Raw genomic sequence first — 4,080 nt, forward strand, 5'->3', positions numbered from 1 at the left:
ATCCTTCAACAAGTCTATGATAATGGGGATATTTACGAGGATGAATACGAAGGATTATACTCTGTATCTGAAGAACGATTCATTACAGAAAAAGAAGCCGAGTCGGGTGAATTTCGGGACATTAAAAAGCTGAAGGAAAAGAATTACTTTTTTAAGATGTCCAAATATCAACAGACTCTCATTGATCATATTAACGAGAATACAAAATTCATCCAGCCGGAACACCGGAAGAATGAAGTATTGGGATTTTTAAAACAACCATTGGGTGATCTGTGCATTTCACGTCCAAAGACGCGACTGAATTGGGGCATCGAGCTCCCTTTTGATTCAGATTATGTTACTTATGTCTGGTTCGACGCACTTATCAATTATATAACTGCACCGGGTTTCAATGTGGATGAGGCGACTTTCAACAAATACTGGCCTGCCAATTACCATCTTATCGGAAAAGATATCTTAACCACCCATTCGGTTTATTGGCCCACCATGCTCATGTCCGCGAAGCTTCCTTTACCTCAGGGAATTTTTGCCCACGGATGGTGGCTTAGCGGTGAATCTAAAATGAGCAAATCTCTCGGGAATGTGGTGGATCCATTGGGGTTGATTGAAGAATATGGTGTGGATCCTGTTCGTTATTATCTCATGCGGGAAATGGTTTTAGGTCAAGATGCCAAATTCACCATGGAATCTTTCATCAAGCGTTATAACAGTGATCTGGCAAACGATTTTGGAAATCTATTGAGTCGTGTTTCGAATCTGCTAATAAAGTTTTTTGAAGGAAAAATTCCTGAAACGGACGATGATTCTGATGATGGTATTATGGTAAAAGAAAATGGTATCAAGGTTGTTGATGACGTATGGAATCAGATTGAATCCATGCGCGTAAATGATGCCATTGAAACAACCCTTCAGTACGTACGTAGTGTAAACAAGTATATGGAAACCATGGCACCATGGAAATTGGCTAAGGTTGATTCGGAAGCAGCCGGGAAAGTGCTATTTACTGCCGCAGAAGCGTTACGAATTAGTGCCAAATTATTGGCGCCTGTGATGCCGAATCGAACCCAGATTATTTTAGAAACATTTGGCGCTGAGAATTCCGGTTTAGATTGGGGTGGATTAACAGCAGGAAAAGATTTAAAACGGCATGAAGTTCTATTCCCGAGGATTGATGCTAAGAAACTAGAAAAAGCAAGTCAGCCTGAGAAAAAGAAAGTTGAACCGGACAATGTGATTACGTTTGATGAGTTCCAAAATGTGGAGCTTAAAACAGCTAAAGTTCTGGAAGCTGAAAAAGTAGATGGTGCTGATAAATTATTAAAATTACAGATTGAAGTTGGGAAAGAAAAACGTCAGATTATTTCTGGTATTGCCCAACATTATACACCTGAAGAACTGATTGGGAAAATGATTGTTGTGGTTACAAACCTTAAGCCGGCCATAATTTTTGGAATCGAATCTTACGGTATGCTTTTAGTGGCTTCAAAAGGGAAAAATCTCACCTTGATTACGATTGATGGGGACAAGGTAGCCAGTGGAATGCGAGTCTATTAACTGAGTTTTCCCACGATTCGCCGACCGTGGTATTCCGAGGCGCCGATTGATTCATGTATTTTTTGTAAATTTTGATTTGTAATTCGCCCCGCTGGGATAATAGTCAATTGATCTTTGGCTATTTGAATCATTTTTATTAGAACGTCTTTTCCATCTTCTGCTGTGGTATGGCCACCAGAGGTTAATACACTGGTAACTTCTGGAATCGATTTCAATTTTTCCAATTCGAATAATATGTTTGGCGATTCATCGATCGCTTTGTGAAATGTTACTTTCATTGGATGGGCTCGCTTGGAAAGTCTTGCCGTTGCTTCCACATTAATTTTATTCTGTTGATTCAAAACACCAAGGACCACTTCGGTTACACCCATTAATTTGCATTGGTCAATTTCACTTTCCATTGATATAAGCTCATTCTCAGTATAAACAAAATTACCGCCGCGTGGACGAATCATTGCCTTGACTAGTATGGAAAGGGATGAAATTGTTTTTTGAATCAGATCTGTATCGGGTGTTAGGCCATCTAAATCTAGACGTGAGCAGAGCTCAATTCGATCCGCACCATTCAGTTCTGCGGAAAGAGCTTCCCCTAAAGTTTCGACGCAAGCTTCTTTAATCATGAAGCTATAGACTGGCCGAATTGAATCAAATAGCCATTATTATCAAAAATGGCGAACTCCCGCATACCGTAATCAAAATCCTCCAAGGGGTAACAAGTCTGAGTTTTATCTTTTACGGATGCCCATACAGAATCCACATCATCACTTTTGATATAAATGGAACCGGTGAATTGTGGTTTCTCAAAAGGGATGTGGAAGTTGGGGAGGCAGAACATGATTTCTACATCATCCTTTTTCACTGAGGCCCATTCCAAGGTCGGATTATTGTGGTCACATTCAAAGCCCAAAATATTGCAATAGAATTGTACCGTTTCATCAATCGACTCCGTATAGAACATGGGGGATAAATTTTTCAGTGTCATTTGCTTATCTTAAATACCCAGGCATATTTTGAAGGTGGATTATTTCTAACCTTTTCCGGAATGGTGATGGTAAAACCACCTTTTTTCTTCATCCACTTTATTGAACTCCTGAAGCCGAGCAACGAAACTGTTTTTCCCTTTTCTGGCGAGAATGAATTAAAATCAATTGTAGAAGGCATGGCTTCTCCTTCTTCAGCCAAGTAGATGAAATATTGATTTCCGTCCTTTTGGGTTAGGCAGATTTGTCCTTCTTTATAGGGTAAAAGTGCTTCCGTGCCATAAATGGCTTCATGGTTCACAGCCATCCATTCGCCCATTTCTCCCAGCAAAGCGTAAGCTTCATCATGCCATTTCCCATCTGGGCCGGGGGCCACATTCAGGAGAAGATTCCCACCCTTAGCTACGATATCCACAAGCATGTGGACCAGATTTCGGCCACTCATATATTTAGGATCCGGCACCCACGACCAACCGCCGCCGGAGATTATACATGACTCCCAAGGGTAAGGCAGCGTTTTTTCAGGCACGCGATTTTCTGGTGTAAGGTAATTTTGGTTTTTCCCCGGTACTGCCCGATCTACTACAATTAACCCCGGCTGAACTTTTCGAACTTTTGTCACAAGCTCATCCATGCGTATATCTTGGCTCACAACACGTCGCTTTATAAAACCCGTCTCACTATTGCTCAACATCTTTGCATACCAGTTTTTAATATCTTCGTCGGATTGTTTGGCCACCCATCCGCCATCCAGCCAGAGGATATCCATATCGCCATAATCAGTCATTAATTCCACAATCTGACTATGGGTAAAGTTCACATATTTTTCCCACCGTTCAGGGTAAAGCGCAGGATCATAATTTACATTGCGGTCCGGCGTGGCAAAATTGGGCCACCAGTAATTCGTATGATTCCAGTCCGGTTTTGAGAAGTAAGCACCCGTCCACAATCCCTCTTTCCGGAATGAAGTAAAGATTTCTTTTGCAATGTTGGATTTTGGATGTTTGCTAAACGGAACGGAACGGGAGGTGATTTTGTAGTCCGTATATTTGGAATCGAACATGGAAAATCCATCGTGATGCTTTGTCGTAAATACCACGTATTTCATGCCTGCATTCTTGGCGGCTTTGGCCCATTTATCCGGGTTAAAATGGACAGGATTGAATGTGGTTGCCAGTTTTTCATACTCTTGCTTGTACTGACCATAATCGTCCGGAGTGGTACCTTTTTTGCGCACACACCAGCCTTCATCCTCGGCACAGATGGACCACGATTCCACCACGCCCCACTGGCTGTAAGGCCCCCAATGCATGAGCAGTCCGAATTTCATATTTTGCCACTGGTCCAATTTTTTTAAGACGAGGGGATCGGTTTCTGGCACATAACGCCCTTCATCATGTTGGGCAAAAATAGTGGCGGTTAAAGCAATGAAAAATGGTATTAATTTTATTTTTCGCATGGGTTCTTGTAGTGATATTTGGGAATTGAATATGTCTTTATTGCAATTCAAACTTAGCCATAACTGGATAATGATCTGAAAGTAATC

At 41.4% G+C, this 4,080-nt stretch carries 4 protein-coding genes; 1 reads left to right on the forward strand and 3 read right to left on the reverse strand.

From position 1 onward, the window contains the following. Positions 1–1,554 (forward strand): methionine--tRNA ligase (gene metG, locus HN459_09545; GenBank protein MBT3479683.1); only part of this gene is annotated, 1,554 nt, incomplete at its 5' end. On the opposite strand, the gene HN459_09550 is transcribed toward metG, so the two are convergent. From HN459_09550 to HN459_09560, 3 genes are read right to left on the reverse strand one after another with little or no spacing between them, the layout of a single operon-like run. Next, complete coding sequence (locus tag HN459_09550) at positions 1,551–2,174, reverse strand: copper homeostasis protein CutC (GenBank protein ID MBT3479684.1); 624 nt, start codon at positions 2,172–2,174, stop codon at positions 1,551–1,553. The genes metG and HN459_09550 overlap by 4 nt on opposite strands. Then, a complete protein-coding gene (locus tag HN459_09555; protein MBT3479685.1) occupies positions 2,171–2,512 on the reverse strand; it encodes a bleomycin resistance family protein in 342 nt (113 codons plus the stop codon). The genes HN459_09550 and HN459_09555 overlap by 4 nt, the downstream gene beginning before the upstream one ends. A gap of 20 nt (positions 2,513–2,532) precedes the next feature. Next, positions 2,533–3,993, reverse strand: coding sequence for an alpha-L-fucosidase (locus HN459_09560; GenBank protein ID MBT3479686.1), 1,461 nt, complete (start codon positions 3,991–3,993; stop codon positions 2,533–2,535). Between the last annotated feature and the right edge of the window lie 87 nt (positions 3,994–4,080).

The organism is Candidatus Neomarinimicrobiota bacterium, assembly GCA_018647265.1.
Taxonomy (GTDB): Bacteria; Fidelibacterota; Marinisomatia; order Marinisomatales; family TCS55; genus TCS55.